General features: G+C 63.1%; 26 protein-coding genes. 17 read left to right on the forward strand and 9 right to left on the reverse strand.

What is annotated here, in order from left to right; all coding sequences use genetic code 11:
- The first annotated feature begins 4 nt into the window (after nt 1-4).
- A complete protein-coding gene (locus QQJ96_RS18460; protein ID WP_284333501.1) occupies nt 5-877 on the forward strand; it encodes a TraB/GumN family protein in 873 nt (290 codons plus the stop codon).
- A 35-nt stretch (nt 878-912) separates the two neighbouring features.
- Here QQJ96_RS18460 and QQJ96_RS18465 read toward each other — a convergent pair whose 3' ends face one another.
- The gene (locus tag QQJ96_RS18465) at nt 913-1,374 is read right to left on the reverse strand and encodes a hypothetical protein (protein WP_284333502.1); all 462 of its coding nucleotides are present in this window, start codon (nt 1,372-1,374) and stop codon (nt 913-915) included.
- Nucleotides 1,375-1,602: 228 nt separating this feature from the next.
- Here QQJ96_RS18465 and parC point away from each other — a divergent pair, with 228 nt between their 5' ends.
- From parC to QQJ96_RS18500, 7 genes are all read left to right on the forward strand, one after another.
- Nucleotides 1,603-3,843 carry a DNA topoisomerase IV subunit A gene (parC, locus tag QQJ96_RS18470; RefSeq protein ID WP_284333503.1) on the forward strand — a complete coding sequence of 747 codons (2,241 nt, stop codon included), beginning with the start codon at nt 1,603-1,605 and terminating at the stop codon, nt 3,841-3,843.
- A 156-nt stretch (nt 3,844-3,999) separates the two neighbouring features.
- Nucleotides 4,000-4,479 carry a hypothetical protein gene (locus tag QQJ96_RS18475; RefSeq protein WP_284333504.1) on the forward strand — a complete coding sequence of 160 codons (480 nt, stop codon included), beginning with the start codon at nt 4,000-4,002 and terminating at the stop codon, nt 4,477-4,479.
- A gap of 177 nt (nt 4,480-4,656) precedes the next feature.
- Nucleotides 4,657-5,496 carry an alpha/beta hydrolase gene (locus QQJ96_RS18480; protein ID WP_284333505.1) on the forward strand — a complete coding sequence of 280 codons (840 nt, stop codon included), beginning with the start codon at nt 4,657-4,659 and terminating at the stop codon, nt 5,494-5,496.
- A gap of 9 nt (nt 5,497-5,505) precedes the next feature.
- Nucleotides 5,506-5,865, forward strand: a complete 360-nt coding sequence (locus QQJ96_RS18485; protein WP_284333506.1) for an EamA family transporter — start codon at nt 5,506-5,508, stop codon at nt 5,863-5,865.
- The gene (locus QQJ96_RS18490; protein ID WP_284333507.1) at nt 5,862-6,302 is read left to right on the forward strand and encodes a DMT family transporter; all 441 of its coding nucleotides are present in this window, start codon (nt 5,862-5,864) and stop codon (nt 6,300-6,302) included. The genes QQJ96_RS18485 and QQJ96_RS18490 overlap by 4 nt, the downstream gene beginning before the upstream one ends.
- 194 nt (nt 6,303-6,496) lie before the next feature.
- Nucleotides 6,497-6,751 carry an acyl carrier protein gene (locus QQJ96_RS18495; protein WP_284333508.1) on the forward strand — a complete coding sequence of 85 codons (255 nt, stop codon included), beginning with the start codon at nt 6,497-6,499 and terminating at the stop codon, nt 6,749-6,751.
- Nucleotides 6,752-6,756: 5 nt separating this feature from the next.
- Nucleotides 6,757-7,971: a beta-ketoacyl-[acyl-carrier-protein] synthase family protein gene (locus QQJ96_RS18500; RefSeq protein WP_284333509.1), complete on the forward strand. Its 1,215-nt coding sequence runs from the start codon at nt 6,757-6,759 to the stop codon at nt 7,969-7,971.
- 242 nt (nt 7,972-8,213) lie between these two features.
- Here the strand turns inward: QQJ96_RS18500 and QQJ96_RS18505 are convergent, their stop codons facing one another.
- Complete coding sequence (locus tag QQJ96_RS18505; protein ID WP_284333510.1) at nt 8,214-8,702, reverse strand: NUDIX hydrolase; 489 nt, start codon at nt 8,700-8,702, stop codon at nt 8,214-8,216.
- 95 nt (nt 8,703-8,797) lie between these two features.
- Here QQJ96_RS18505 and QQJ96_RS18510 point away from each other — a divergent pair, with 95 nt between their 5' ends.
- Together QQJ96_RS18510 and QQJ96_RS18515 are read left to right on the forward strand one after the other, a co-directional pair.
- Nucleotides 8,798-9,610 (forward strand): phosphodiester glycosidase family protein, encoded by an 813-nt coding sequence (locus QQJ96_RS18510; protein ID WP_404649136.1) that lies wholly within the window; start codon nt 8,798-8,800, stop codon nt 9,608-9,610.
- The gene (locus QQJ96_RS18515; protein ID WP_284333511.1) at nt 9,607-12,018 is read left to right on the forward strand and encodes a penicillin acylase family protein; all 2,412 of its coding nucleotides are present in this window, start codon (nt 9,607-9,609) and stop codon (nt 12,016-12,018) included. Before QQJ96_RS18510 ends, QQJ96_RS18515 begins: the two co-directional genes overlap by 4 nt.
- 71 nt (nt 12,019-12,089) lie before the next feature.
- Here QQJ96_RS18515 and dapE read toward each other — a convergent pair whose 3' ends face one another.
- The 6 genes from dapE to map all read right to left on the reverse strand — a co-directional run bounded on the left by dapE (nt 12,090) and on the right by map (nt 18,684).
- Nucleotides 12,090-13,250 (reverse strand): succinyl-diaminopimelate desuccinylase, encoded by a 1,161-nt coding sequence (dapE, locus tag QQJ96_RS18520; RefSeq protein ID WP_284333512.1) that lies wholly within the window; start codon nt 13,248-13,250, stop codon nt 12,090-12,092.
- 3 nt (nt 13,251-13,253) lie between these two features.
- The gene (locus tag QQJ96_RS18525) at nt 13,254-13,613 is read right to left on the reverse strand and encodes a Spx/MgsR family RNA polymerase-binding regulatory protein (RefSeq protein ID WP_284333513.1); all 360 of its coding nucleotides are present in this window, start codon (nt 13,611-13,613) and stop codon (nt 13,254-13,256) included.
- 64 nt (nt 13,614-13,677) lie between these two features.
- Entirely contained in the window at nt 13,678-14,505 is an 828-nt protein-coding gene (gene dapD / locus QQJ96_RS18530) for a 2,3,4,5-tetrahydropyridine-2,6-dicarboxylate N-succinyltransferase (protein WP_284333514.1), read from the reverse strand.
- A gap of 68 nt (nt 14,506-14,573) precedes the next feature.
- Nucleotides 14,574-15,047 (reverse strand): PepSY domain-containing protein, encoded by a 474-nt coding sequence (locus QQJ96_RS18535; protein WP_284333515.1) that lies wholly within the window; start codon nt 15,045-15,047, stop codon nt 14,574-14,576.
- A gap of 130 nt (nt 15,048-15,177) precedes the next feature.
- Entirely contained in the window at nt 15,178-17,826 is a 2,649-nt protein-coding gene (gene glnD, locus QQJ96_RS18540; protein WP_284333516.1) for a [protein-PII] uridylyltransferase, read from the reverse strand.
- 93 nt (nt 17,827-17,919) lie between these two features.
- The gene (map, locus tag QQJ96_RS18545) at nt 17,920-18,684 is read right to left on the reverse strand and encodes a type I methionyl aminopeptidase (protein WP_284333517.1); all 765 of its coding nucleotides are present in this window, start codon (nt 18,682-18,684) and stop codon (nt 17,920-17,922) included.
- Nucleotides 18,685-18,997: 313 nt separating this feature from the next.
- Here map and rpsB point away from each other — a divergent pair, with 313 nt between their 5' ends.
- Both rpsB and tsf read left to right on the forward strand, forming a co-directional pair.
- Nucleotides 18,998-19,903, forward strand: a complete 906-nt coding sequence (gene rpsB, locus QQJ96_RS18550) for a 30S ribosomal protein S2 (RefSeq protein ID WP_284333518.1) — start codon at nt 18,998-19,000, stop codon at nt 19,901-19,903.
- A 57-nt stretch (nt 19,904-19,960) separates the two neighbouring features.
- Nucleotides 19,961-20,842: a translation elongation factor Ts gene (tsf, locus tag QQJ96_RS18555; RefSeq protein WP_284333519.1), complete on the forward strand. Its 882-nt coding sequence runs from the start codon at nt 19,961-19,963 to the stop codon at nt 20,840-20,842.
- A 130-nt stretch (nt 20,843-20,972) separates the two neighbouring features.
- Here tsf and QQJ96_RS18560 read toward each other — a convergent pair whose 3' ends face one another.
- Nucleotides 20,973-21,401, reverse strand: a complete 429-nt coding sequence (locus QQJ96_RS18560; RefSeq protein ID WP_284333520.1) for a VOC family protein — start codon at nt 21,399-21,401, stop codon at nt 20,973-20,975.
- A gap of 196 nt (nt 21,402-21,597) precedes the next feature.
- Between QQJ96_RS18560 and pyrH the strand changes: the two genes are divergently transcribed.
- The 5 genes from pyrH (at nt 21,598) to rseP (ending at nt 26,410) form a co-directional block, all read left to right on the forward strand.
- Nucleotides 21,598-22,320, forward strand: a complete 723-nt coding sequence (pyrH, locus tag QQJ96_RS18565; protein WP_284333521.1) for a UMP kinase — start codon at nt 21,598-21,600, stop codon at nt 22,318-22,320.
- 90 nt (nt 22,321-22,410) lie between these two features.
- Complete coding sequence (gene frr, locus QQJ96_RS18570; protein ID WP_284333522.1) at nt 22,411-22,968, forward strand: ribosome recycling factor; 558 nt, start codon at nt 22,411-22,413, stop codon at nt 22,966-22,968.
- A gap of 264 nt (nt 22,969-23,232) precedes the next feature.
- On the forward strand, nt 23,233-23,979 hold the full coding sequence (gene uppS, locus QQJ96_RS18575) for a polyprenyl diphosphate synthase (RefSeq protein ID WP_284333523.1): 747 nt from the start codon (nt 23,233-23,235) through the stop codon (nt 23,977-23,979).
- Between the two features lie 85 nt (nt 23,980-24,064).
- Nucleotides 24,065-24,892 carry a phosphatidate cytidylyltransferase gene (locus QQJ96_RS18580; protein WP_284333524.1) on the forward strand — a complete coding sequence of 276 codons (828 nt, stop codon included), beginning with the start codon at nt 24,065-24,067 and terminating at the stop codon, nt 24,890-24,892.
- Nucleotides 24,893-25,060: 168 nt separating this feature from the next.
- On the forward strand, nt 25,061-26,410 hold the full coding sequence (gene rseP / locus QQJ96_RS18585; RefSeq protein WP_284333525.1) for an RIP metalloprotease RseP: 1,350 nt from the start codon (nt 25,061-25,063) through the stop codon (nt 26,408-26,410).
- Nucleotides 26,411-26,479 lie beyond the last annotated feature (69 nt).

Here is a 26,479-nt window from a genome sequence, read left to right on the forward strand (position 1 = left end):
GCCCATGAGCCTCTATCGACGCTTGCTCGTTCTGATTTCGCTGCTGTTCCTGCTGTGCGGCAACGCACTTGCCCATCCGGCTCTGTGGCAGGTCAAGAACGGCAACAGCACGATCTATCTGTTCGGCACCGTGCATCTGCTGCCGAACGACACGGATTGGCGTTTTCCCGCCTTGAACGAGGCTCTGTCCAAAAGCCAAGTCTTGTATATCGAGCTGACCGACGACGACCAGGCCGGCATGGCCTCCCTGGTGCTTCACTACGGCGTGGACACGGATCATCCGTTGTCCACACTGCTCAACGAAAGCGACAACGCCGCCCTGGCCAAAGCCGCGCAACTGGCCGGGCTGCCGGGCGGCACCACCGCATTGCAGCCGATGAAACCGTGGCTCGCCGCCTTGACGCTTGCGGTCGCGCCCTTGATGAAAGCAGGCCTGGATCCCGCTGCCGGCGTCGACAAGCAATTGCGGGAGCAGATGACACATGCGGGCAAACCGGTGCGTGGCCTGGAAACCGCCGAGCAGCAGATCCGTTTTCTCGCCGATCTGCCGAACTCACTGCAGCTTGCGTTTCTGCGCGACACCTTGCGCGATGTTGATAAAGACAAGGAGGAACTGCTGTCGCTGGTCGATGCCTGGAAGCTTGGCGACGTCGCCGCCATCGCCAAGCTGGAGAACGATGAGCTCAAAACGCAGGAACCGGCGTTGTACCAGAAACTGCTGGTGCAACGGAACCAGGCTTGGGCGGCCAGGATCAAGGACCTGCTGAGGCAGCCCGGCGCCACGGTGTTTGTCGCGGTGGGCGCAGCGCACCTGGCCGGGCCAGACAGCGTGCAGGCGCAGTTGGCGAAGATCGGGATTACGACACAGCAGGATTGACGATACAGGCTGGGACGCAAGCCTCAACCGGCGCTTCAGAACGAAGCGGTAATCGCCTTGGGTGAAAACGGGAAGCGCGGCATATGGATCGTATACGAATCCATCCGGCCCAGGTCCTGGTACGACGCCGTCAGCATGGCACCGTTGAAGCCCACGTCGATGCGGTACACATGACCGGCCTCGACCTGGTCGATGACGACCTGCTGGCGATTGAGCAGATGGGAATTGGACAACGTGAGCTTGATCATCTGCTTGCCCGGCAACACGCGCACCCATGGTGTCTTGCCGCCGTTGAACTTCTCCCAGGTGGCGACCTGGTTCACGCCGGTGATGCCGCAGGTGTACTGGGACGGTTCCCCGCACACGACCAAAGCGGTATCCGCCGCCGGATGATTCTTGTCCGCGTAGCCGAGCAACGGCCGCCGGCCGGCGAAATGCGAGCAGCCTGCGGCAAGCGTGCAGGCCATGAGCACGGCGGCGGTGCGTAGATAGTGCATGACTCACCCGGAACGAATGGATCGGGGCATTATAGGGATGATCTGATCCATTGCACGCACCCGGCAGGCGGGCTGGGATGCCAATCCCCGCTTCCATGCCGCATCCCGCTGCTGGAATTGCCATATCAGCCTGGGCGCCGGAGATTCTAGCCCTGGCGCCCCGCCATCTGGCACCATCTTGGGGTTCTGGCACCACCTTCGGCGCCGCCCCCTGGCAGTCCTATCCCCATGACCCTGCAAGCCAATTACGAACAGATCCCGCTCAAGGAATACGCCGAGCGGGCCTATCTCGATTACTCCATGTACGTGGTGCTGGACCGCGCCTTGCCCTTCGTGGGCGACGGCCTCAAGCCGGTGCAGCGCCGCATCATCTACGCGATGAGCGAATTGGGCCTGGCGGCCAGCGCCAAGCCGAAGAAATCCGCGCGCACTGTCGGTGACGTGATCGGTAAGTTCCACCCGCACGGCGACAGCGCCTGCTACGAAGCGATGGTGCTGATGGCCCAGCCGTTCTCGTACCGCTATCCGCTGATCGACGGCCAGGGCAACTTCGGCTCGCCAGACGATCCGAAGAGCTTCGCGGCCATGCGCTACACCGAGTCCAAGCTCAATCCGTTGGCCGAAGTGCTGCTGGCGGAACTGGGCCAGGGCACGGTCAATTGGGTGCCGAACTTCGACGGCACGCTGGAAGAGCCGAGCTGGCTGCCTGCGCGCCTGCCGCACGTGCTGCTGAATGGCTCGATGGGCATCGCCGTGGGCATGGCCACGGATATTCCGCCGCATAACCTGCGTGAGATCACCAGCGCCTGCATTCGCCTGCTGGATGATCCGGACGCCAGCGTCGCCGACTTGTGCGAACACGTGCGCGGGCCGGACTACCCGACCCCGGCGGAAATCATCACGCCGCGCAACGAACTGATCGCGATGTACCAGACCGGCGTCGGATCGATTCGCGCACGCGCCGTGTACACGCAGGAAGACGGCAACATCGTGATCACCGCGCTGCCGCACCAGGTCAGCCCGTCGAAGATCCTTGAGCAGATCGCCGCGCAGATGCGCGCGAAGAAGCTGCCGATGATCGAGGACCTGCGCGACGAGTCCGATCACGAAAACCCGATCCGCCTGGTGGTCGTACCACGCTCCAACCGTGTGGACGTGAACGAGGTGATGCAGCACCTGTTCGCCACCACCGATCTGGAAAAGAGCTTCCGCGTCAATCTCAACATGATCGGCCTGGACGAACGGCCGCAGGTAAAGGACCTCAAGCGCATCCTTTCCGAATGGCTGAGCTTCCGTGTCGACACGGTCACTCGCCGCCTCAACCACCGACTGGCGAAGGTCGAGCGCCGCCTGCACTTGCTGGAAGGCTTGCGCATCGCCTATCTCAACCTCGACGAAGTGATCCGCATCGTCCGCACCGAGGAAGAGCCCAAGCCGGTGCTCATGGCGCGCTTCCGCCTGAGCGAGGAACAGACCGACTACATTCTCGAAACCCGGCTGCGTCAGCTGGCGCGCCTGGAAGAAATGAAGATCAACGCCGAGCGCGATCAGCTTGAGGAAGAGCGCGCGAAAATCAACGTGCTGCTGAAATCGCCGGCCAAGCTCAAAGGCTTGATCAAGGAAGAACTGCGTGCCGACGCAGCGAAGTACGGCGACGATCGCCGATCGCCGCTGGTCGAACGCGAGGCGGCACAAGCGCTGGACGAAAGCGCACTGGTCGCCAGCGAGCCGGTCACCGTGGTACTGAGCCAGAAGGGCTGGATTCGCGCGGCCAAGGGCCATGACGTGGATGGCGAAGGCTTGTCCTATCGCGAAGGCGACAACCTGCTCGCCACCGTAAAAACGCGCACCACGCAGCAGATCGCGGTGATCGACTCCACCGGACGCAGCTACTCCACGCCGGCGCATACCCTGCCATCCGCACGCGGCAATGGCGAGCCGCTTACCGGTCGCTTCACGCCACCGGCAGGTGCGCGTTTCGACGCCATCACCGCCGGCGACAACGAGACTCGCCTCGTGCTGGCCACCGACTTCGGCTATGGCTTCGTTACCCGCTTCGAAGCGCTCACCGGGCGCAACAAGGCGGGCAAGCAGATCATCACGCTGGGTGACGGGGCGCGTGTGCTGGCGCCACAGGTAAGCGCCGATCCGGCCCGTGACCGCATCGTCGTCGCCACCACGGACGGCCACTTGCTGATGTTCTCAGTCGCCGAACTGCCGGAGCTCGACAAGGGCAAGGGTAACAAGCTGATCGAGATCCCGAAGGCCAAACTCGGCAACGGCGAGGAACGCGTCGCCGGCATTGCCGTGGTCGCCGAAGGCAAGGGCGAAGTCACACTGTTCGCCGGCCAGCGCAAGCTCACACTGCGTTGGGCTGACCTAGTCGAGTATGGCGGCAATCGCGCCACCCGTGGCGGCGTACTGCCGCGTGGCCTGCGTCGGGTGGAGCGGATCGAAACCAGCGGTTAGTGGGGTGAAGAGTGGGATAACGATCCTAAGCCTTCACTGCGCCGTGAAGATTTCACGCCTGAATGGAACTTGATCCGCCCGCACGTCATCCAACGGGCATGTGCACGGCAAGGTATTGCCGTGCGTTAAATGCGTGAAGAATCTTGGAGCCCCCTCATGAAACGCCGTGCCATCACCGCCCTGGCCGCAACTTTGCTGGCTAGCTTTGCCTGGGCGCAAACAGGCAATGCGCCGCTGAATCTGAAGCTACCTCCCGGCTACCAGGGCTATCCGGCTTCCGGCTCCAGCAGCACGCCACCGGCTTCATCCAGCAGTTCCTCGACGAACAAGGGGGTGGTGACCGTAAACGGCCATTCCGCGTCCATCAGCCCGGCGCCAGGCGTCTACTACGGCGACACCAGTGGCGCGCGCGGCAACCAAGATGCCGCCGTACCCGTTTGCGACGATTCCGCCTACAACAAGGCACAGGTGCACGGTTCGGTCGGCATGGGCGTGGTCAGCGGCAGCCATATCGGTACCGGCAACTATCAGTCCGGCACCGTCAGCGTGATGCAGAACACCGGCAGTTGCGAGCATCCGACCGGCTCGGTGGGCGTTTCCATCGGGGTTAGCCGGCTAGGGTTTAACGGGCACTGAACCTGGCCCAAAGTCCGGCATGCGCTCAAGCAGCGCGGCTAAGGACATCTGGAATGCACCAGGAGGGGCATCCTTGACGGCGTCGATCGGCCTGTGAACGTCGGCGAAAGCAACTAGAAAGCCGCTCCCCACAGACTGTGGACACATTTTGCTATTGCGTCCGCAGTCGAGACCCCAGTGATTCAAAACGTCGAATTCCGCTTTGAAGGTGGCCGTAGCGGCGTCCTGCTTATCCATGGTCTCACCGGCACTCCCAACGAAATGCGCTTGGTCGGCAAGGGGTTGAACCGGGCCGGTTTCAGCGTTTACGGCATGCAGTTGGCCGGCCATTGCGGCGACGTATCCGATCTCCTGGCCACCGGTTGGAAAGATTGGTATAGCAGCGTGGAAGCCGCTGCTGAGACGTTCCGGCACGAGGTCGATCATCTGTTCGTGGCCGGCTTGTCGATGGGCGCGATTCTCGCGCTCAAACTGGCCGCGCAGCGTCCGGAATGGGTGTGCGGCGTGGGCGTATATGGCGCCACCTTCCGTTACGACGGTTGGGCGATGCCGTGGTACAGCCGCTTTTCCTTCATGCTGCCGGTGGCGCGTCTGATCGGTTTCGGCCAACAGCGCATGGTGTACGAAGGCGAACCCTATGGCCTGCGCGATGAGCGCCTGCGTGCCCAGATCAGCGGGCTGATGCTAAGCGGCGACAGCGTGGCCGCCGGCCTGCCCGGCAACCCGTGGCCATCGCTCACCGAGATGTATGACATGGCCAAGCTGGTACGTCGCGAGCTGCCTACAGTGACGGCGCCCTGCCTTGTTGCGCACGCCACCGAAGACGACGTCGCCAGCCTGAACAACGCTCATCTGGTAGCGCAGTCGGTGTCCGGCCCGGTCGAAATGCTGCTGTTGGAAGACAGTTACCACATGATCACCATCGACCAGGAGCGCCGCACCCTGATCGATCGCTCGGCCGAATTCTTTGCGCGCATCGCCGCCAGCAGCGAGCCTGCCGCGCGCGCCGCTGCCTGAAGCCGTCGCATGTCTGTGCTCATCGCCACGCTGTGGCTGGTCAACGTGACACTTGATACAGCCGGGCAGCTCGCTTTCAAAGCTGCATCCAGCCAATCGCGTTCGGAAGCTGGAATGGCGCACTGGCGTCATATGGCCGGCCGTCCATGGCTATGGCTGGGCCTGTCCGCGTATGCACTGCATCTGCTGTCCTGGATCGCGTTCCTGTCGCTGGTTGATCTTTCCCGCGGCATGCTGCTCGCTTCGATCAACATGGTGGCGATCATGGTCGCCGGCCGCCTGCTGTTCCGGGAAAGACTTACGCCATTGCGCGTCACCGGCATTTTGCTGGTGAGTGCGGGTGTAGCCATCGTGGGAGCCGGAGGATGAGCACTACGCGCACCTGGCGCTATTACCTGGGCGGCTTCGCTTTGCTGCTGGTTTTCGACACCATCGTGCAATTGAGCTTCAAGCTGACCGGGGCGCACGCGTTTCCACCCGCAGCAAGCACGGCATGGGTGTTGCGCATTCTCTCGCAGCCGTGGATCTACCTGGCCCTGATAGGCTATGTCGGCAACTTCTTTACCTGGATGAATCTGCTCAGACACGCGCCTATCGGTCCGGCTTTTGCCGCCTCGCATCTGGATGTGGTCAGCGTAATGCTGGCTTCCGCGTGGCTGTTCCATGAGGCACTGACCCCGATGCGCTTGCTTGGCGCAGGTGTCATCATGCTGGGGATCATCTGCCTTGCAGCCGCCGAGAGCAGGCTGCCCCGGGAGTATGCGGCCGAAGCCGGGAACGCTTTTGCCATTGAAGGAAGCGATTGAGCGATTCGCGAACTGCCAGGTTCACCTATCGCACGCAACGAAAGTCGCTCAGGAGCCGCCCAGTTTCCATTTAAGTTGCGCCTGGCAGATGCCGCCCTGCCAGATGCTTGGTACATTGCACTTTTCACTAGTTCATATGGACAACTTGCCCCTACTTCGCCACGCTTGAAGCAGGGATGCCATCGGGGAATTTCATGAGCAACGTGCAACAAGAAATTTTTGAAGTCATCAGCAAGCAAGCGAAGATCGACATCGCCACCATCAAGATGGAATCGACGCTCAAGGATCTGGGCATTGCCTCGCTGGACGCCATCGAAGTGATCTTCGACATCGAAGAGCATTTCAACATCAACCTGCCCAACGAAGACATCGACTTCGAAAACGGCACGGTTGCCCACTTGATCGCGGCGGTAGAACGCCAGATCGCACTGAAGCCTGCTGACCAATAACATCCATGCGTCGTATCGTCATCACCGGCATGGGCGGCATCTGCGCCCTGGGCCACCGTGCTACCGACATTTGGCAAGCCATGATCGAGGGGCGCAGCGGCATCGGCCCCTTGCGGCACTTCGATACCAGCCAGATGCGCAACAAGCCGATCGCGGCCGAGATCACCGGTTTCGATCCGCTGACCTTCATCGAAGAAGCGCGCATGCCGTTTCTCGACCCGTTGAGCCAATATGCGTTGGTCGCTGCCGGTGAAGCGATAAGCCAATCCGGCCTGGAGTTTCGTTCCGAACTCGCCCCACGCAGCGCCGTCGTAGTCGGCGTAGGCGCGGCCGGAGAGGAAACGCGCGAGGGCCTGTATCAGAAGCTTTATGTGGAGCGCGCCAGCCGTTTCAGCCCAATGGGCATTGTGCGCATCATGAGCAACGCGCCGGCCAGCCAGATCAGCATGGTGCACGGCATCACTGGCCCCACCTTCTCGGTGTCAAGCGCCTGCGCTTCGGCCAATCATGCTTTCGCGCAAGCCGCCATGATGATACGGGCCGGTCTGGTGGACATTGCGGTGGCCGGGGGTGCAGAGGCCTGCATCACAGAAGGCGTGGTACGCGCGTGGGACTCGATGCGCGTGCTGGCACCCGATACCTGCCGACCATTCAGCAGCAACCGGCGCGGGCTGGTGCTCGGCGAGGGCGCCGCGATGTTCGTGCTCGAAACGCTGGAAAGCGCGCAAGCGCGCGGTGCCACCATTCTGGCGGAACTAGCCGGCGTCGGCATGAGCGCCGACGCTGGCGATATCGCGGCACCGTCCGACGTGGGCGCCGCCACGGCCATGCGCATCGCCTTGCAGGACGGCGGCATGCAACCAACGGACATCGACTACATCAACGCGCACGGCACCGGCACGACCGCCAACGACAACACCGAAACTCGCGCCATCCACCATGTATTCGGCGAACATGCTCGCCGGCTGGCCGTGAGTTCCACCAAGCCCATGCATGGCCACGCGCTGGGTGCGGCAGGCGCGCTTGAATTGATTGCCGTGATCGGCGCCCTACGTAACGGCATCGTGCCGCCGACGCTCAATTACCTTGGCCCCGATCCGGCTTGCGATCTCGATTACGTACCGCATGAGGCTCGCGCCATGACGGTACGTGCGGCGTTGAGCAATTCGTTTGCGTTTGGGGGGCTTAATGCGGTGGTGGCATTACGACAGGCGCCGTAGGTTGGGGGTTTGCCCCAACATCCCCTTTTGTCGTCGCACTGTTGCTGCATTTCGTACGCCGGACCATTGCCTGCGGCGCTTTCGGACCCTAAAGGGCCCGAGTCACTTTTCTTTGCTGGCCAGCAAAGAGAAGTGACTCGGTCGCTTGCGACCGAAAGCGCCGCAGGCAATGTAGCTGCCAGCGACATGCAGCAACCGCGCGACGACAAAAGGGGGATGTTGGGGGCTAACCCCCAACACGATCACAGCCTCGTAAACGCCCACGACTGCATGCGCCCATCCTTGTAGGGCATCACACCGTGGAACGGTCGCGGATCGCGGTCGAACACCAGCGGCAGGAAGTGGCGGTCCCCTTCCCACATCGGCAGCTCCATGATGCGCTCGATCTCGATCCATTCGAGCGATCCCTCGGGGTTGTGCGTGCCAGGCTCGCCGCTGAAGCTGTCGATCACGAAGATGAAGCCCAGCCAGTCCTCGCCCTGCTTGCCGAAGCCGGGCCAGTTCAGCGTGCCGCGCAAGTGCATCGACTCGCATTCGATACCGGCCTCTTCGCGGATTTCACGACGCATGCAGGCGGCGATGTCTTCGCCGGGCTCCATCTTGCCACCCAGGCCGTTGTACTTGCCCAGGTGCTGGTCGTCGGGCCGCGCATTGCGGTGGATCATCAGGACCTTGCGCCGATCCGGGGAGAGCACGTAACCGAGCGTGGCGACGATGGGTGTATAGGGCATGGCATCCCTTTCCTTCGGCTTAAAGCTGAAGTTTAAGCGCTCAATCCGCGCCGATGCTCTTGCATCCGTCACGGCCGGGCGGCGACCATCCACAGATGCGCTCGTTCACCCCCTTCCGACGGTTGTGTCGCAGCCTCCCGCCTCGCCTGTTCGCCCTGCTGGGGGTGCCGGTGCTGCTGGCCGCCTGCGCCAACCAATTGCAGCCGATGGAAAGCCGCGAAGTGACCTTCCAGGGCCAGGATTTCACCGTGGTGAGCCTGGATCTGCACCGCGAAGCGCTGACGCTGCATTGGAAGAATGCCGACAACGGCCAGCCCTTCGGAGATATCCAGAGTTTGCGCGAATGGGGGGCGGCGCATGGCAAGCGGCTGATGTTCGCCACCAATGCGGGCATCTACGATCAATCCTACGCGCCGCTGGGGCTGTATGTGGAAAACGGCAAGACCGTGGTGCCGTTGAATTTGTTCCACGGCAACCCGGCCGCCGGCAATTTTTCGATCCGTCCCAATGGCGTGTTCGCCATCTATCGTGATGGCCATGCAGCCGTTCGCACCAGCGGTGACTTCAAGGCGGACGCCAAGCCGGTGGACTGGGCCACCCAATCGGGGCCCATGCTGGTGATCGAAGGCAAGATCAACGACCAGTTCGTACATGATTCGACCAGCAACAAATGGCGCAGTGGCGTGTGCGCACGCAGCCCCTATCAGGTCATTTTCGCAGTGAGCGAATCGCCGGTGAATTTTCATACCTTCGCGCAATTGTTCCGCGACAAGCTCGACTGCCGCGACGCGCTGTACCTCGATGGCAGCATTTCCCAGTTCTATATCGACGGCACCGGCTATGCCGGCGCTCCCACCTTCATGGTCAAGCCCTATGCGGGCATCTTCGCGGTGTTTGCCGAACAATGACGACGAAACCTCGCTTCCGTTGGTTCCGCGCACTACTGATACTCGTGCTTGTCGCGGCACTAGGCTTGTTCGTCACCGGATGGTGGCTGCTGGCCGGCGGCCGCGCACAGCTCGATGGCCACCAGCGGGTGATCGGGCCGCAGCACGCGGTCACCATTACCCGCGATGCGCTAGGCACCGCCACCATCACCGGCCAGTCGCGCGAAGACGTAGCCTATGCGCTCGGCTACGTGCATGCACAGGAACGGTTCTTTCCGATGGACCTAATGCGGCGAGTGGCGGCGGGTGAACTTTCGGAGCTGGTGGGGCCTGCGGCCCTCGACATCGACATCCATCACCGTAGCCATCGCCTGCGCGCGGTTGCCCAGGCCGCCTATGCGGCGTTCACCCCCGAGCAGAAGCATCTGCTAGATCTGTACCGCGACGGGGTGAATGCGGGTCTCTCCAACCTGCGCGAGAAACCCTGGGAATACCTGCTGCTGAAGGCCAAGCCGCAGCCCTGGCGCTCGGAAGACACCATGCTGGTGATCGCGGCCATGTACCTGGATCTCAATGACGACGGCCGCGACGAGCGCGAACAGCACGTCGCCCAGATGCGTGCCGTGCTGCCCGAGCCGCTGGTGAAGTTCCTGATCTCGCCCGATCCTACCTGGGAGGCGCCGTTGAAGGACGGGACGTCGCCGTCACCTGTCGTTCCCGCGGCGGATGTGTTTGATCTGCGCAAGCTCGGCGCACCGGGCAACACCGTGACGCTTGCCGAAACACAGATACCGTCGGTGGATCGCTTCTATCCTGGCAGCAACAGTTTTGCGGTGGCAGGCAACATTTCGCGCAGTGGATCGGCCATCCTCGCCAACGACATGCACTTGGGGCTACGCGTACCGGACATCTGGTTCCGCGCGCGCCTGCGTTATCCCGATGCAACCGCGCCGAAGGGACAGCGCGATGTGTTGGGCGTTAGCCTGCCCGGCACACCCGCGCTGGTGGTGGGATCGAACGGCCAGATCGCCTGGGGTTTCACCAACAGCTATGGCGACTGGATGGATTGGGTGCGCGTCCAGCGTGACCCGCATGACCCCAATCGCTACAAGGTGCCTGAGGGCTGGGCGACGATCGCGTCGCACGACGAAATCATCGGCATCAAGGGTTCGGCGCCGCACACTCTGCACGTGGAGGACACGCGCTGGGGGCCGATCCTGGCCAACGACACTGACGGTACCCCGCTTGCGCTCGCCTGGATCGGCGATCAGCCGCGTGCGTATAACCTGGCCTTGATGCAGCTCGAGCACATCAGCAGTGTCTCCGCGGCCCTGGACCTGGGACCCAGCTTGGGCATGCCACCGCAAAACTTCCTCGTTGCCGACAGCGCAGGCCACATCGGCTGGACCATCGCAGGCAATAGCATCCCGCTGCGCAGCGGCTTCGATCCGCAGCGACCCGCCGACTGGTCCCAGCCGAACACCGGCTGGATCGGCTGGGCCGCAGCGTCCCAATACCCGCGGATCGAGAATCCCGCCGATGGGCGCCTCTGGACAGCCAACAATCGCACGGTTGGCAGCGACGAATTGGCCCTGCTCGGCGAAGGCGGGCACGACGTGGGCGCGCGTGCGCAGCAGATTCGCGACGACCTGCGCGCAAGAGCGGATTTCGGACCCGGCAATCTGCTGGATATCCAACTGGACGACCATGCGCTGTTCCTTGCCCGCTGGCAGCAATTGCTGCAAACCACCCTCGCCAATACGCAGGATCCCTCGCTCGGCCAACTGCGCCAGCTCACCGCCGCCTGGCGCAATCAGGCCGCGTCCGATAGCGTGGACTACCGTCTGGTACACGCATTCCGGGATGAAGTGCACAAACTGGTACTCGCGCCGTTCACCAGCCGGATCCAGCAGCGCTTTGCGGATTTCCAATGGCCCGGACCAGGCAATCAGGAAGCGGCCATATGGATGCTGATCCAGCAGCAACCGCCGCAGTTGCTCGATCCTGGCTACCACGATTGGCACGCACTACTGGTGCAGGCTGCGCGAAATGTTGCCGATACGCTGGGCAAGCAACCAGGCGGACTTGCCGCCCGTACCTGGGGCGAAGTGAATCACGCCGGCATCCGCCATCCGTTATCGCGCTCCCTGCCCGACTTTATCGGCCGATGGCTGGATATGCCCGACGACGAGCTGCCCGGCGACAACAACATGCCACGTGTCGCGCGACCTGCGGCCGGCGCATCGGAACGTCTGGATGTATCGCCCGGCCACGAAGACGAAGGCATCCTTGAGATGCCGGGCGGGCAAAGCGACAACCCGCTGTCGCCGTTCTACGGCGCCGGTCACGAAGATTGGGTGCATGGGCGACCTACACCGCTGATGCCAGGCCCGGACAAATACACGCTGGTACTGGAACCTTCGCCGTAGGCTGGGTGCAAACCCCAACATCGCGCGGCATATAGATGGCAATGTTGGGGTTTACACCCCAACCTACACACTCAGCAAAGCGACCTCAGCAACATCCGCTCGCAAATCGCCAAATACAAATCCGGCAAGCGTTCCAATTCAGCCAAGTCGATGCACTCGTCCACCTTGTGGATGGTGGCATTGACCGGCCCCAGCTCGACCACTTCGGCCCCCATCGGCGCAATAAAGCGGCCATCGGAGGTGCCGCCGCCCGTACTCTGCTCGGGTTCCGTACCGCATAGCTCGCGGCATATGGACACCACGGTATCGCGCAAGCGTCCGCCCGAGGGACACAAAAACGGCTCACCCGAAAGCGTCCACTCCAGCGCGTAATCCAGGCCATGCTTGGCAAGAATCGCCTCGGTACGCTGGCGCAGATTTTCCGCCGTGCTCGCCGTGCTGTAGCGGAAGTTGATCAGGGCGGTGAGCGAACCGGGAATGACGTTGGTCGCGCCGGTGCCGGCATTGAAGTTGGAAACCTGGAACGAGGTGGGCGGAAAATCGCTGTTGCCCTCATCCCAGCGCTCGGCGGCCAGTTCGGCCAGCGCGGGTGCAAAGGCATGGATGGGATTGAGAGCCTTGTCCGGATAAGCCACGTGGCCTTGCACACCACGCACGATCAAGGTTCCCGAAAGCGAACCGCGCCGGCCGACACGTATCAGATCGCCCAGCTTTTCCTTGGATGAAGGCTCACCCACCACGCACCAATCGATGCGCTCGCCCATCTCGCGCAAGTAGGCCGCAATGCGCCGAACACCATCGAGATTGGTCGGTCCTTCCTCATCACTGGTAAGCAGCAGGCCAACCCGGCCAGGATGGTCCGGATGCTTGTTCACGAAGCGCTCCAGCGCCACTGTCATGGCCGCGACCCCGCTTTTCATATCCGCCGCACCGCGACCGTATAGATGGCCGTCGCGCACCGTCGGCTCGAACGGTGGACTCTGCCACTCCTCCTCCGGTCCGCTCGGCACTACATCCGTGTGCCCGAGGAACACCAGCAAGGGCCCCTCGCCCGGCGTATTGTTCGCACCATGCGTGGCCCAGAAGTTATCGACCTCGCCGTAGCGAAGATGCTCGATACGGAAACCCAGTCGCGCCAGTCGCGCACCGATTTCCGGCAAACAGCCACCATCTTCCGGAGTGATGGAACGACGGCGGATCAGGTCGACAGCGAGATCGAATACGTCCGACATTTTTCAGCGTCCAAACAGTTTCTTGAAGCCGTTATCGGTAAATCCCACGCTCACCGCGCCATCGGCCTGTACCACCACCGGACGGCGGACGAGTGCGGGATATTCCTTCAGCAGCAAGGTCCATTCCGGATCGGTCCCCGGGTTCTTGCGTTGCGGCAGCAGGTTGCGCCAGGTAGTGCCGGATTTGTTGACCAGTTTTTCCCAGCCGCCCAAATGTTGCGCCCAGGCTTTCAAGGTCGCCGGCGGCACGGGATTGGCGCGGTAGTCGACGAACTCGTGCGCCACCTCGAAACGAGTAAGCCAGTTGCGCGCCTTCTTGCAGGTGTCGCAATTGGGCAGGCCATAAAGCGTGGTGACTGTCATCGGTCCCGATCCATCTTGAGTTTTTGTCGCTGCAGCATGCGCAGATAAAGTAGAAAGTGGCTGCTCACTCACCACTACGCAGCAGCTCGTTGATGCCGGTCTTGCTGCGCGTCTTCTCATCGACCTGCTTGACGATGATCGCGGCGTACAGGCTGTGGCTGCCGTCCTTCGCCGGCAGATTGCCGGCCACCACCACACTGCCGGTCGGAACGCGGCCATAGCTTATTTCACCCGTGGCGCGATTGTAGATGCGGGTGGACTGGCCGAGGAACACGCCCATGCCGATCACGCTGCCGCGCTCCACCACCACGCCTTCCACCACTTCGGAACGAGCGCCGATGAAGCAATTGTCTTCGATGATGGTGGGATTGGCCTGCAGCGGTTCGAGCACACCACCGATACCGACGCCGCCGGACAAATGCACACCCGCGCCGATCTGCGCGCAGGAGCCGACAGTCGCCCAGGTGTCGACCATGCTGCCTGCGCCAACATAGGCGCCGACGTTCACGTAGCTGGGCATGAGCACTGCGTCTTTCGCGACGTGAGCGCCACGGCGTACCAGCGCGCCGGGCACCACGCGCGCGCCGAGGTTTTCCAGTTCCGCGCCGTTGCCGTGTTGGAAGCGCAACGGCACCTTGTCGAACGCCAGGGCGGGGCCGCCGTCCACCACGCGATTGCCGTGAATGCGGAAATACAGCAGCACCGCTTTCTTCAGCCACTGGTTGACGGTCCAGCCGCCCTGGCCGTCGGGTGCCGCGACGCGTTGCTCGCCCGATTCGAGCAGATCCATCACCTGCGTCAGCGCCGGGCGCAAGTGGGTTTCGATCTCGGCCTGGGTGAGGTCGTTGCGGCGTTCGAAGGCGTCGTTGATGAGGGTTTCGATGGGCTGCATGAGCGAGGCTCGTGTTCGGGTCGACAGTGAAGATTACAACCACTTGCCAGTCGTTGCCGCAAGCGTTCTCAAATTAAGGCAAGGACGATCGGGAATATGACTCCCGCCGCCAGCAATACGCTGATCAGCACATGCTTACGCGTATAGCGATACGCCATGTAGAGGCCGAGCAAGGTCGATACGAACAAGCCTAGCGAGACGAAAGCGGCGAATATCTTCAGCGGCAAGGGATGCCTGGCAGGTGTTGCCGGCTTGTTCGGCTGCACCGCCGCAGCGTTCGGCCTCGACGCGGCGGCGGGCGGGCCGGCTTCGATAGGACGTGCACGGCGCTGGGGTAGTACATCCGTTTGCTTCTTATGCAATTGCGCAGCCACGGCCAGCCACGCCGGCGGCTTGTAATCGCTATCGCGGGAGGTTTCGTGCAAGCCAAATACCTGCAAACCGCCGGTAACCGCGAAGAAGAGCAAGGCGGGTGCGATAAACACGCCAATGTAAAGGTGAAGCTGGCGGGCAAGCTTGAGAAAGGTATGGGATGCGGACATGGAGGCACAGCCTTAGGTGGCGAATCTCAGCCAAAACGAGAAAGGGAGATTGGCGATGACAGGCCGCTGGAACGGTCCGATCACCTCGTGTGAGCGTGCATAGCGTTGGGTAGGAACGGCTGCGCCTGGGCTATGCGGACAGGCTCTGTGGCCCGATCCGCTCCCGTAAAGCCTGCCACAAACGCTGCTGTTGTGTCTCGTTCAGCGGCTCGTTGCGACGGTCGGTGAGCTGGAAAAAATCCTCCACGCGCTCGCCAAAGGTGGCGATGCGGGCATCATGCACGCGCACTTCGCAGGCCATCATCACTTGCGTGACGGCGGCAAGCAGACCGGGACGGTCGCTGCATACCAGCGCCATCTGCGTACGCCCGTCGGATAGCTTGAAATCGATACGCGGCGTCATCTGGAAGTGCTTCAGGTGACGCGACATGCTGCGCCGTGACGGCATGATCGGCGCCGATTGCTGCAGGGCTCGATGCAGGCGTTGCTGCAGTTCTTCGGCCCGCTCGTGGCTCGCAGGTTTCTGCGTTTCCGCTTCCAGCAACAGGAAGGTATCCATCGCCTTGCCATCCGGCGAGCTGAGCACGCGCGCCTCCATCACCGAGAAATGCAGGCGATCCAGCATGGCGGTGACGTTGGCGAACAGGCCGTCGCGATCGGGCGCATAGACGAACAATTCGGTGCCGCCACGCACCGACAGCGGATTGACCGCAATCAGCGGCAGCTTGCCTTGTCCATGCAGGATCTGCGCGGTCTGCCAGGCGATCTGTTCGGGCCGATGGCGTAGGAAGCTGACCATCGGGAAGCTATCCCACAATTGGACAACGGCAACCCTGTCGCCGCCATCGGCCAGCAGCAGATCCATGGCCTGCTCGCGACACGCCTGCGCGCGCGCGGCGGCCCCGGACGACGGCTTGGCCTCGCTGCGCAAGGCATAGCGCGTGGCGGTATAGAGATCCGCGAGCAGGCGGTCCTTCCAGGCGTTCCACAGGCGCGGGCTGGTACCCATGATGTCGGCGATGGTGAGCAGATACAGCTGTCCCAATCGCTCGCGTCCGGCCACTTTCTCGGCGAATCGGTGCACGACATCCGGGTCGGTGATGTCCTGGCGCTGGGCAGTGGTGCTCATCAGAAGATGCCAGCGCACCAGCCACGCCACCCGTTCGATATCTTCGTCCGGCAAACCGAGCTTGTCGCCGAACGCGCGCGCATCCTCTTCTCCCAGCACGGAATGGTCGCCACCACGCCCTTTGGCGATGTCATGAAAGAGTGCGGCCAGCAGCAGCACCTCAGGCTTGGGCAGCGTCGACCACACTTCGCATGCGAGCGGGAATTCGGCTTGCGTGGATGCATCGGCAAAACGCGCAACGTTGCGCAGCACGCGCAACGTATGCTCATCCACGGTGTAGACATGAAACAGATCGTATTGCATGCGGCCGAACACCTTGCCGAACGCAGGCAGGATGGCCGCAAGCAAGCCGTGACGATTCATGCGCCACAGCGCATCCACGGCCGGTGCTCCATGCCGCAGCAAGCGCAGAAAGGAAGCGAGCACTTGTGGGTCATCGGCCAGCTGCGTGCCCATCGTTGCGGTGGCCTGGTGGACGCGACGCATGGTGTCGGCGGTGAAGCCGATTACGCCTTTCTGGTCCAGTCTCGCGATAAATATGTCCACCAGCGCTTGAGGACGATGCGTAAGCAAGTCAGGATCGCGTACTGCAATGCGAGCACCGTAACGCACGAAATCCGTGCCGACCGGCTGCGCCTCGCTGGGCGGCTCCAGCATTTCCACAAAGCGTTCGGCAATCTGCCAGCCCAGGCGCTCCACCTGGCTGGCGGCGCGGTAGTAGCCCTGCATGAATTGCTCGACACCGAGATTTTTTTCGTGCTCGTCTTCGAACCCCAGCCGTGCGGCCAGCGCGCGCTGATAGTCGAACAACAATCGTTCTTCCGGACGCCCCGCTTCCAGATGCAGGGCGAAGCGATAACGGCGCAACGTGGCTTCGGCCTGCAGCAGCGTGTCGCATTCGGCCGGGTCGAGCAGGCCTTCAACCACCATGTCCGGAAAATCCGGCGCATGGGCCAGGCGCTGGCCAAGCCAGCGCAGCGAATCGAGCGTGCGCAGTCCTCCCGGGCCATCCTTGAGGTTGGGCTCCAGGTTGTAGGCCGTGTCGTCGAAACGCGCATAGCGCGCATCGCGCTCGGCCAGGCGCGCCTGCAGATAAGCCTGCGGTGGCCACATATCCGGCGCCTCGACGATGTCGCGCAGGCTTGCGTCGAGCGCGGGATCGCCGGTCAGACGGCGTGCATCGAGCAGACTGGTGAACACGCTGGCCTCGGAAGCCGCCAGCGCCTTGCATTGCTCCGGATCTCGCACGGCATGGCCAACTTTGAGGCCGATATCCCAGAAGGTTGCGAAGCATTGTTCGAGCGCGCGCAAACGCGAAGCATCCGCTTGCTGGACCAGCGCCAGCAGATCGATGTCCGAATACGGAAACAACAGGCCGCGCCCGAATCCGCCGATGGCGAACAGCGCCGCACCGCTTACCTCGCCCAGACAAGCTGTCCACACGTGCGCCACGATGCGCGTGACCGATTCGCTGCGTCGCCGTGCGAGCGCGGCGGCGCCGGCGCCATCGCGGAAGGCCACGGCAATGGCCCGGTCAAGGTCGCCGACCAGCTGGCGAAGGGCAACGCGCGCCTCGCTGGAAACACCCGAGCGCGGGACCGCAAGCGGGAGGCGGGGTAATGGAGGGAGGGGTACGGCGGACGAGGTCATCCGGAAGCCTGCCTGGCGCGAAGGTTGAGGTACAAACCCCAACATTGCCATGTTCACACCGCGCGATGTTGGGGTTTGCACCCCAAGCTTCGATCAGGCATCCGGCCAGCGCGTCAGAATCTCAAATCCATCATCTGTCACCGCGATGGTGTGTTCCCACTGGGCGGACAGCGAGTGATCCTTGGTCACCACCGTCCAGCCGTCCGGCAGTTGCTTGGTCTGCGGCTTGCCGGCGTTGACCATCGGCTCGACCGTGAAGGTCATGCCTTGCTGCAGCACCACGCCCGTGCCCGGCTTGCCGTAGTGCAGCACCTGCGGTTCGTCGTGGTAGACCTTGCCGATGCCGTGGCCGCAGTACTCGCGCACCACCGAAAAGCCAGCCGCCTCGGCGTGCTTCTGGATCGCGTGGCCGACATCGCCCAGGGTGGCGCCGGGGCGTACGGCCTGGATGCCGCGCATCATTGCCTCGTAGGTGGTTTCCACCAGGCGCTTGGCCAGCACGCCGGGCGTGCCCACGAAATACATGCGGCTGGTGTCGCCATGCCAGCCGTCCTTGATGACGGTGACGTCCAGATTGATGATGTCGCCGTCCTTGAGCACCTTGCCGGGACTGGGTATGCCGTGGCAAATCACATGGTTGACCGAGGTGCACAGCGTCTTGGGAAAGCCGTGGTAGCCCACATTGGCCGGGACCGCCTTCTGCACGTTAACGATGTGCTCGTAGGCGAGCCGGTCCAGGTCCTCGGTGGTGACGCCGGGTTTCACATGCTCCTTGAGCATGGCCAGCACTTCGGCCGCCAGCTGGCCGGCGATGCGCATGCCTTCGAGGTCTTGGGCGGATTTGAGGGTGATTGCCATAGGTCCGATGTGATATGGCGGCAGCGCGGCCAAAAACCAGGCCAACTTGCCGCGAAGCGGTGGTCCCGGCTACAATTTCCGGGTTTTGCAGACCGCTTCCGGCCACGAATGGCCGACCACGGCGCAAAGCGAAGCGGGATTGTAACCGCCATGCGGTACAAGCCCAACCAATGCCACACACGTATCGGCACCGTCTTCGGGGTGCCGTAGCCGCCCCTCTCCAAGCCTCGAGGGCGCTACGGTCGAAGCCGGGGATACGTGGAGGTCCCAACCCCCGGGCCAAACGAAAAAGGCCCACTGCAGGAGTACTACCATGGCTCAAGTCACCATGCGCCAGATGCTGGAAGCTGGCGTGCATTTCGGTCACCAGACCCGTTACTGGAACCCGAAGATGGCCCCGTACATCTTTGGCGCCCGCGGCAAGATCCACATCATCAACCTCGAGAAGACGCTGCCGCTGTTCACCGACGCGATGCACTTCCTCTCGGGCTTGGCCCAGAAGCGCGGCACCGTGCTGTTCGTGGGCACCAAGCGCTCCGCCCGCGAAGCCCTGGCCGAAGAAGCCGCTCGCGCCGGCATGCCCTTCGTGACCGCCCGCTGGCTCGGCGGCATGCTCACCAACTTCCGCACCGTCAAGCAGTCCGTCGGCCGCCTGAAGGAACTGGAAGCAGCCGAAACCGACGGCAGCTTCGACAAGCTGGTCAAGCACGAAGTGCTGGCTCTGCGCCGCGAGCGCGCCAAGCTTGAAAACTCCCTCGGCGGCATCAAGAACATGAACCGCCTGCCCGACGCGCTGTTCGTGGTCGACATCGGCCATGAAAACATCGCCGTGCAGGAAGCCAAGAAGCTCGGTATCCCGGTGATCGCCGTGGTCGATACCAACTACAACCCCGAGCTGGTGGATTACCCCATCCCGGGCAACGATGACGCCATTCGCGCCATTCAGCTGTACGCGCGCGCCGCCGCCGACTCGATCCTGGAAGGCAAGGCTGCCGCCCCGGCCGCTGCCCAGGGCGACGCCAACGAGTTCGTCGAGCTGGACGGCGAAGGCAACCCGGTCGCCAAGGAAGAGGATGAACGCCGCGCTGCCGCACCGCGCCGCAACCCGCCGCCCAAGAAGGGTGCCGGCCGTGGCGACCGCGACGGTGGCCGTGGCGGTCGTGGTGACCGCGGTGGTCGTGGCGGCCGTGTGCAGCACGACGCCGGCGACGCTGACTAAGTCTTAAAAACGCGCCGGACGCAGCAGCGTCCGGCGCCCCAAGTTTCCGAGGATCCCATGAGCAATATCTCCGCCCAACTGGTCAAGGAACTCCGCGAGCGGTCCGGCGCCGGCATGATGGAATGCAAGAAGGCGCTGGTCGAGAACAACGGCGACATCGAGGTCGCGATGGAGTGGCTGCGCAAGTCGGGCCTCGCCAAGGCCGACAAGAAGGCCGGCCGCGTGGCCGCCGAAGGCCGCATCGTCACCGCCCAGGCCGACGGCAACGCCGTGCTGGTCGAGGTGAACTGCGAAACCGACTTCGTCACCAAGAACCCCGACTTCGTGAAGTTCAGCGACAATGTCGCCCAGATCGCCCTGAAGTCCGGCGCCAAGGACATTGACGCACTGAAGAGCGCCGCCTACCCGGACGGTGGCAGCGTTGAAGAAGCTGCCAAGGCCCTGGTCGCCACCATCGGCGAGAACATCCAGGTTCGTCGTCTGGCGCACGCGTCCAACACCGGCGTCATCGCCAGCTACGTCCACGGCGGCCGCATCGGCGTGCTGGTCACCCTCAAGGGCGGCTCCGAGGAGCTGGCCAAGGGCATCGCCATGCACGTGGCGGCGATGAATCCGCAGTTCGTGCGCGCCGAAGACGTGCCAGCCGACTTCCTGGCCAAGGAAAAGGAAATCGCGCTGAGCCAGATGTCGGACAAGGAAAAGAACAAGCCGGCCGACATCCTGGAAAAGATCGTCAGCGGCAAGGTCGCCAAGATCATTTCCGAAGTCACCCTGCTCGGCCAGGCCTACGTGCTGGACACCAATGTCACCGTCGCCGAGGCGCTGAAAAAGGAAGGCGCCGATGTGATCGCGGTGGCTCGCCTGGCCGTTGGCGAAGGTATCGAGAAGGTGGAAGAGGACTTCGCCGCCGAAGTGATGAAGCAGGCCGGCCTGGCGTAAATCGTCGCAGCTGGTTTGTACGAAAGGCCGCGGGACATCGCGGCCTTTCTTTTTTGGATCGCGTGACTGGAATGGCAATCCCGGCATCGCGATATGACATGCATGACCATGCCGAGATTGTCATCCCAGACTACGTATTCACTGGGCGAAGCGGCGGGGCGGCCGGTTTGGTGCGCGGCTGCAACAGATCCCACTTGTTGCCATACAGATCTTCGAACACCGCCACGGTGCCATAGGGCTCGTCACGCGGTCGCTCAAGGAACCGCACGCCGCGCGAACGCATCGCTTCATAGCGCGCATGGAAATCGTCGACGTGCAGGAACAGGAATACGCGTCCGCCGCCCTGCTCCCCTACATGAGAGTCTTGTTCGGCGGTGCTCGCCTGGGCTAGCAACAGGCGCGTTTCGCTTGAGCCCGGTGGCGCGAGCAGGACCCAGCGCTTGCCACCGCCGAGCGGCGTATCCTCGACCAGTTCGAAATCCAGGCAACCGGTGTAGAACGCAATCGCCTCGTCATAGTCACGCACCAGCAGGGCGATGGCGGCGATGGTGTGGTGCATGGATGGCTCCCGTCGTGACTGCACTGTGAAACCTGACACAGGCTGAGCATAAAAGTATGACGCGCTGACGTCTGCGGCGAGCTCCGCTACAATGCCGCCGTTTTGCTTGGGGCATTTGCATGCGATGCCCGGCAGCGATCCGGAATACGACCCCTTTGGCCGTATCCCGGGCTACACCCCACCATCCGGAGCCCCCATGAGCGACCCGCTTAAGTACCGACGCATCCTGCTCAAACTCTCCGGCGAAGCCCTGATGGGGGAAGCCGACTATGGCATCGACCCCAAAGTCATCGGCCGGCTGGCCAACGAAATCATCGAGGTACAGAAGGCCGGCATCCAGATCGGCGTAGTCATCGGCGGCGGCAATATCTTCCGCGGCGCCGGCCTGGCTGCCGCCGGCATGGATCGCGTCACCGGTGATCACATGGGCATGCTGGCCACGGTGATGAACGCGTTGGCGATGCAGGATGCCATCGAAAAGCGCGGCGGCTTTGCCCGCGTGATGAGCGCCATCCAGATCCATGACGTGGCCGAGGATTTCATCCGCCGCCGCGCCATTCGCCACATCGAAAAAGGCCGCATCGCGCTGTTCGCCGCCGGCACCGGCAACCCCTTCTTTACCACCGACTCGGCGGCGGCGCTGCGCGCCATCGAAGTAAGCGCCGACCTGCTGCTCAAGGCCACCAAGGTCGATGGCGTTTACACCGCCGACCCGGCCAAGCACAGCGACGCCACGCGCTTCGAAAAACTCACTTACGACCAGGTGATCGAGCGCAAGCTGGCCGTGATGGACACCGCCGCGATCGCACTATGCCGCGACCATCGCATGCCCCTGCGCATTTACGACATGACCGTGCCGGGCAACCTGATGCGCATCATGCACGGCGAGCCGATCGGTACGCTGGTCGACGCCAGCTGACTGGCGGCTTTGTCCTCCCAAGCCCTCTGCGAAGAGGGCCGGGGAGTTACTGCTATACTTGCCGGCTTGCACGCCATCGGGTGATTGAACATGCTCAACGACATCAAACACGATGCCCAGACCCGCATGGGCAAGAGCATCGATGCCCTCAAGCACGACTTGTCCCGCCTGCGCACCGGCCGCGCGAGCACCACGCTGGTCGATGGCATCAAGGTGCCCTACTACGGTTCGGACATGCCGTTGAACCAGGTGGCAACGGTTGCCCTGGCCGACGGGCGTTCGATCGTCATCACGCCGTTCGAGAAGAACATGGTCGGCCCGGTTGAAAAAGCCTTGCTGGCCTCCGATCTGGGTATCACGCCCACCACCGCCGGCACGGTGATCCGCCTGAACATGCCGCCGCTCACCGAGGAGCGCCGCCGCGAACTGGCCAAGCACGTGTCGCACGAAGGCGAGAATGCGAAGATCGCCATCCGTAACGTGCGCCGCGATGCGCTGCAACACGTGAAGGACCTGCTCAAGGAAAAGAAGATCACCGAGGACGAGGAACGTCGGGCGGATGATGAGATCCAGAAGCTCACGGACCAGTTCGTCAAGGAAGTCGACAAGCTGGCCAAGGCCAAGGAAGAAGAGTTGATGTCCATGTAAGGACATCGACTGACGCAGAAGTAGACGTTGGCACGCGCCGTCCACGCCACCTGATGGAGGGGCAAAGAAGGGTGAGGGGTCCATCTTGCACAACCGCAGCCCCCATGCGGACTCCAGGCCAGCTGGCCGCGTGAGCCCCGCTTCCGCCATCATCCTTGCCGCGACGAGGCAGAAGGGGGCCGTCATATGGCCGTTTCCTGACCAACGCGTGTTCTGCATGGCTCCAGGCGAAGCTGGCACGGCCGCCACCGTTACTCTCCATCCATGACCACGACCACGCTCAAACATATCCCGCGTCATATCGGCATCGTGATGGATGGCAATGGGCGCTGGGCGAAAGCACGCCGCCGACCGCGCAGTTTCGGCCACAACGCCGGCCGCAAGGCGGTGCGCGAGGTGGTGGAAGGCTGCATCCGCCATGGCGTGGAAGCGCTGACGCTGTTCGCCTTCTCCAGCGAGAACTGGCAGCGTCCGCCCGATGAGGTCGGCGCGTTGCTGGATCTGTTCATGCGCGCGCTGGACAAGGAGGTGGACGAGCTGGACCAGAACGGCGTACGCCTGCGCTTCATCGGCGATTTGTCGGCCTTCGACAAGGCGCTGCACAAGCGCATGGTTGATGCTGCCGAACGTACCGCCGGAAACACCAAGTTGAATCTGAATATCGCCGTCAATTACGGGGGCCGCTGGGACATCGTGCAAGCGGCACGCAAGGCAGCCATGGCGGTGGCGCGGGGCGAACTTGCCGTCGAGGCCATCGACGAAGCCGCCTTCGACCGCTGCACCAGCCTGGCCGAAGTGCCGCCGCTGGACCTGTTCATTCGCACTGGCGGCGATCATCGCATCAGCAATTTCTTGCTGTGGCAGCTAGCCTATGCGGAGCTCTATTTCACCGAGACGCTATGGCCGGACTTCAACCAGGCTTCGCTGCAACTGGCCATCAACGACTTTGCCCGGCGCGAACGGCGCTTCGGCCGCACTGGCGACCAAGTCGCCCAGGCGGCGACACGTTGAGCCGGCTTGCCAGCACCCTTATCCGCCTGTCACGCCATCGCCACCCAGGCCGCGTGGCGGCTGTAGCCAGCCGCTAGGACCCGTCATGCTGCGACAGCGTGTTATTACCGCCCTGCTCCTCGCGCCACTGGCGATCCTGCTGATCCTGCTTTTGCCGACCAGCGTGTTCGCCTGCCTGCTGGCGGTGGCCTTTCTGGCGGCGGCATGGGAATGGTCGCGGCTGGCCGGCATGAAAAGCCGCGTAGCCCGCGGCATGCTGCTGGGAGTCGTCCTGCTGGGCTTCATTGCGCTGTGGATGCTGCGCGATTCGCCATGGCTATGGCACGCATTGATCGTGGCCGGAGTGGCCTGGTGGCTGCTGACGTGCGTATGGCTGCGCCATTTCGCCTTCGCGGCCGCGCCTACCCCGGAAAATCGCAATCTGAAACTGCTGGCCGGCGCCCTGGTGGTGTTCCCCGCCTGGGTGGCGGCGCTGAGCATCCATGGCAGCGAACCCCACGGCCATACCTGGACGTTCCTGGCCATGCTGCTGGTGTGGGCCGCCGATACCGGCGCCTATTTCGCTGGCAGCTGGTTCGGCAAGGGCAAGCGCAAGCTGGCCCCGCAGATCAGCCCCGGCAAGACCTGGGTCGGGGTCTATGGCGCCTTCGCCACCAGTGCGCTGGTGGCCGCTGTGGCGGGATGGCTACTGGGCGTCCGCGACCTGCGCCTGCTGGGCTTGATCGTGGTTACCGTCGTGACGGTCGCCAGCTCGATCATCGGCGATCTGCTGGAAAGCCTGATGAAACGCCACGCGAACGTGAAAGACTCCGGTGCCTTGTTCCCGGGCCATGGCGGGCTGCTGGACCGGCTGGATAGCGTGTTTGCGGCCTTGCCGGTGTTTGCGCTGGGGAAGCTGCTGCTAGGGTTTTAGGCGGCCCCATCGCGCTCCCGATAGCGTGGCGTAAGGAACTGCCGCCATCTGCCATGGTCGAAGTCCAATCCTGAGTGCAGGCCTACTGGCAGCCGTCCAGGCCGTTCGGCAGGTACTTTGCAACGCTTGCTGATAAGCTTTGAGTTCCTGAGAGACGTACCTGCTTTGATGAATCCCTTTCTTGGCTCGGTGTTCTGGCTGCTGGTCACGCTTGGCGTGCTGGTGACCTTTCACGAATTCGGACACTACTGGGTCGCCCGACGCTGCGGTGTGAAAGTGTTGCGCTTCTCGATCGGCTTCGGCCGCGCGGTATGGAAGCACATCGGCCGGGACGGTACCGAGTATCAGATCGCGGCGATTCCGCTCGGTGGCTACGTCAAGATGCTGGACGCGCGCGAGGGCGAAGTCGATCCCGCTCAACGCCACCAGGAATTCACCGCGCAGCCGATCTGGAAGCGCATTGCCATCGTGGCCGCCGGCCCCGGCTTCAATATCATCTTCACCATCGCCGCCTTCTGGCTGATGTTCCTGATCGGCCGTACCGACTACGCACCGATCGTTACCGCCGCACCGCAAAGCCTGGCCGCGCAGGCCGGCATCGAGCCGGGCGACCGCTTGCTCACGATCGGCGGGATGCAGGTCAGCACCTGGAGTGACTCCTACGATGCCATCGCCAATGCGCTGCTGAGTCGCACGCCGCTGGCGATCACCGTGCTGGGCACCGACCGCAAGGAGCGCTCGCTGGTGCTGCCGCTCAATCGCCTGCCGGCGGGCGAAGATCTCGGACAATACTTGGACAAGCTGGGTCTGTCGCCGGCGCCCCCACCGCCTGTCATCGCCAGCCTCTCAGCAGGTGATCCCGCCGCGCTGGCCGGCCTCCAGGCCGGTGACCGCATTGTGAGCATCAACGGCAATGCGGTGAAGAACTTCGACGACATCGGCACGCTGATCAAGGCCAACGCTGCAAAATCGCCGCGACTCTCGGTGGACGTCGAACGTCACGGCAAGCCGATGAGTTTCACCGTCACGGCCCAGATGAAATCGGAACAGGGGCTGCCGATGCAGTGGATCATCGGCATAAGCGGCCCGGCCGCCGAGGCCGCCATCCAGCATTACGGTCCGGCCAAGGCGTTCACCGAATCGCTCGCCCTCACCTGGCAACGCACCACCGACACCTTCGGCATGGTCGGCAAGATGGTCACCGGCGAGGCGTCCACGCGGAACCTTTCCGGAGTGATCGGCATCGCGCAGGTCGCCAACGCGGCCGCGCAGATGGGGTTGGACCGGTTCCTGGAATTCCTCGGCCTGGTGTCACTGAGTTTGGCCATCATCAACCTGTTGCCCATCCCGGTCTTGGATGGCGGCCATCTGCTGTATTACCTTATCGAGCTGATCAAAGGCAGTCCGGTCAGCGAGCGGACCATGATCGCGGGCCAGTATGTGGGCATCGCCTTGCTGGTCACGCTGATGGGGTTGGCGTTCTACAACGACATCCATCGCATCATCCTGCCCTCGTGAGACGGATGCGCGCCGCCTGCAACCTGGGTTGGGGTGCCAGCGTTTCCGATCGCGTGGCAAAGCCTGCGC

This window comes from Dyella flagellata, assembly GCF_030160275.1.
Lineage (GTDB): Bacteria > Pseudomonadota > Gammaproteobacteria > Xanthomonadales > Rhodanobacteraceae > Dyella_B > Dyella_B flagellata.

Coding starts and splice junctions, on each gene's coding strand:
- QQJ96_RS18460 (WP_284333501.1), top strand. CDS start 5: ATGAGCCTCTATCGACGCTTGCTCGTTCTGATTTCGCTGCTGTTCCTG.
- QQJ96_RS18465 (WP_284333502.1), bottom strand. CDS start 1,374: ATGCACTATCTACGCACCGCCGCCGTGCTCATGGCCTGCACGCTTGCC.
- parC (WP_284333503.1), top strand. CDS start 1,603: ATGACCCTGCAAGCCAATTACGAACAGATCCCGCTCAAGGAATACGCC.
- QQJ96_RS18475 (WP_284333504.1), top strand. CDS start 4,000: ATGAAACGCCGTGCCATCACCGCCCTGGCCGCAACTTTGCTGGCTAGC.
- QQJ96_RS18485 (WP_284333506.1), top strand. CDS start 5,506: ATGTCTGTGCTCATCGCCACGCTGTGGCTGGTCAACGTGACACTTGAT.
- QQJ96_RS18490 (WP_284333507.1), top strand. CDS start 5,862: ATGAGCACTACGCGCACCTGGCGCTATTACCTGGGCGGCTTCGCTTTG.
- QQJ96_RS18495 (WP_284333508.1), top strand. CDS start 6,497: ATGAGCAACGTGCAACAAGAAATTTTTGAAGTCATCAGCAAGCAAGCG.
- QQJ96_RS18500 (WP_284333509.1), top strand. CDS start 6,757: ATGCGTCGTATCGTCATCACCGGCATGGGCGGCATCTGCGCCCTGGGC.
- QQJ96_RS18505 (WP_284333510.1), bottom strand. CDS start 8,702: ATGCCCTATACACCCATCGTCGCCACGCTCGGTTACGTGCTCTCCCCG.
- QQJ96_RS18510 (WP_404649136.1), top strand. CDS start 8,798: ATGCGCTCGTTCACCCCCTTCCGACGGTTGTGTCGCAGCCTCCCGCCT.
- QQJ96_RS18515 (WP_284333511.1), top strand. CDS start 9,607: ATGACGACGAAACCTCGCTTCCGTTGGTTCCGCGCACTACTGATACTC.
- dapE (WP_284333512.1), bottom strand. CDS start 13,250: ATGTCGGACGTATTCGATCTCGCTGTCGACCTGATCCGCCGTCGTTCC.
- QQJ96_RS18525 (WP_284333513.1), bottom strand. CDS start 13,613: ATGACAGTCACCACGCTTTATGGCCTGCCCAATTGCGACACCTGCAAG.
- dapD (WP_284333514.1), bottom strand. CDS start 14,505: ATGCAGCCCATCGAAACCCTCATCAACGACGCCTTCGAACGCCGCAAC.
- QQJ96_RS18535 (WP_284333515.1), bottom strand. CDS start 15,047: ATGTCCGCATCCCATACCTTTCTCAAGCTTGCCCGCCAGCTTCACCTT.
- glnD (WP_284333516.1), bottom strand. CDS start 17,826: ATGACCTCGTCCGCCGTACCCCTCCCTCCATTACCCCGCCTCCCGCTT.
- map (WP_284333517.1), bottom strand. CDS start 18,684: ATGGCAATCACCCTCAAATCCGCCCAAGACCTCGAAGGCATGCGCATC.
- rpsB (WP_284333518.1), top strand. CDS start 18,998: ATGGCTCAAGTCACCATGCGCCAGATGCTGGAAGCTGGCGTGCATTTC.
- tsf (WP_284333519.1), top strand. CDS start 19,961: ATGAGCAATATCTCCGCCCAACTGGTCAAGGAACTCCGCGAGCGGTCC.
- QQJ96_RS18560 (WP_284333520.1), bottom strand. CDS start 21,401: ATGCACCACACCATCGCCGCCATCGCCCTGCTGGTGCGTGACTATGAC.
- pyrH (WP_284333521.1), top strand. CDS start 21,598: ATGAGCGACCCGCTTAAGTACCGACGCATCCTGCTCAAACTCTCCGGC.
- frr (WP_284333522.1), top strand. CDS start 22,411: ATGCTCAACGACATCAAACACGATGCCCAGACCCGCATGGGCAAGAGC.
- uppS (WP_284333523.1), top strand. CDS start 23,233: ATGACCACGACCACGCTCAAACATATCCCGCGTCATATCGGCATCGTG.
- QQJ96_RS18580 (WP_284333524.1), top strand. CDS start 24,065: ATGCTGCGACAGCGTGTTATTACCGCCCTGCTCCTCGCGCCACTGGCG.
- rseP (WP_284333525.1), top strand. CDS start 25,061: ATGAATCCCTTTCTTGGCTCGGTGTTCTGGCTGCTGGTCACGCTTGGC.